This is a genomic window from Brachybacterium tyrofermentans (genome assembly GCF_039526165.1).
Taxonomy (GTDB): domain Bacteria; phylum Actinomycetota; class Actinomycetes; order Actinomycetales; family Dermabacteraceae; genus Brachybacterium; species Brachybacterium tyrofermentans.
Genome location: NZ_BAAAIR010000072.1, coordinates 1 through 1365, shown reverse-complemented (window position 1 = coordinate 1365; position 1365 = coordinate 1). Strand labels below are relative to the sequence as shown.

General features: G+C 67.9%; 1 protein-coding gene. It reads left to right on the top strand.

What is annotated here, in order from left to right; translation table 11 throughout:
• Positions 1-66 precede the first annotated feature (66 nt).
• A protein-coding gene (locus ABD093_RS18270; RefSeq protein ID WP_377802425.1) for an IS3 family transposase occupies positions 67-1331 on the top strand; the annotation gives its coding sequence in 2 pieces (ribosomal slippage) (positions 67-409 and positions 409-1331; 1266 coding nt in all).
• Positions 1332-1365: the final 34 nt, after the last annotated feature.

Here is a 1365-nt window from a genome sequence, read left to right as displayed (position 1 = left end):
GGGGCCTGCCCCTTGTTCGTGGACACGCTGATTCCAGCATTTGCTGGGGAAGCGAGATCATGAACCATGGCCAGGAAGCACTACTCCGAAGAGTTTCGCCAGCAGGCGGTTGACCTGTACGAGTCGACACCGGGAGCGACGGTCCGCGGTATCGCGGAGGACCTCGGGATCGTCCGGGGCACGTTGCGGCAGTGGCTGGAGACCCACGGGACCGGAAAGAAGACCGCGGCTGACGGCACGCTGACCGACCGCCCGTTGCGGTCCGCGCCGATCGCTCCGACGTCGGATCCTAGTGAGCCGCTCGAGCAGCGCGTGGCTCGGCTGGAGGCAGAGAACGCCCAGCTGAGAGCGGAGACGACGAAGCTCACCACGGAGCGGGAGATCCTCCAGAAGGCCGCGAAGTATTTCGCCGGGGAGACGCGCTGGTGAGTCGCTTCCAGTTCGTCGCCGACCATTCCACCACCTATCCGGTGAAGCGACTGTGCGAGCTCGTCGAGATCGAGCGTTCCTCCTACTACGCCTGGCAGACAGGCGCCCCGGCTCGGTCCGCGCGGGCCGCTTCCGATGGCGAGCTGCTGGAGCGGATCCGCATCATCCACGCGGACGACAATGCCCAGGGTGCCCCGCGGATCACGGCAGAGCTCAACGACGGGGCCGCGCCCGAGGACCGGGTCAACCACAAGCGGGTCGCTCGCGTGATGCGAGAGGCCGGCCTCAGCGGCTACGTCAAGAAGCGTAAGCACCGCACGACGGTGCCGGAGCCGGCCGACCAGGTCGTTCCTGACCTGCTGGGCCGGGATTTCACCGCCGAGGCGCCGAACCAGCGCTACGTCGGCGACATCACCTACCTGCCGCTATCCGAGGCCGGCGGGGGCGGGAACCTGTATCTGGCCACAGTGATCGACTGCTACAGCCGCCGCCTGGTGGGCTGGGCCATCGCCGATCACATGCGCACCGACCTCGTCGCCGACGCGCTCAAGGCCGCCGCCGCGGCCCGTGGATCTCTGGCAGGAGCGATCTTCCACAGCGACCACGGGTCCGTCTACACCTCCAAGGCCTACGCCGAGCTCTGCCAGCGGCTCTGCGTGACCCAGTCGATGGGAGCCGTCGGCTCCAGCGCCGACAACGCGATGGCCGAATCGTTCAACGCGACCACGAAGCGCGAGGTCCTCCGCGACGCCGCGTGCTTCACCGACGAGCTCACCGCCCGCCGCAAGATGTTCCGCTGGCTGACCCGCTACAACACCAAGCGCCGCCATTCCTGGTGCCGCTACCTGTCCCCGAACGCCTACGAGCGCGCCTACACCGCTAAGCTAGCGCTCGCAGCGTAAACACCCCCGTGTCCACGAACCGGGGGTAGGCCCC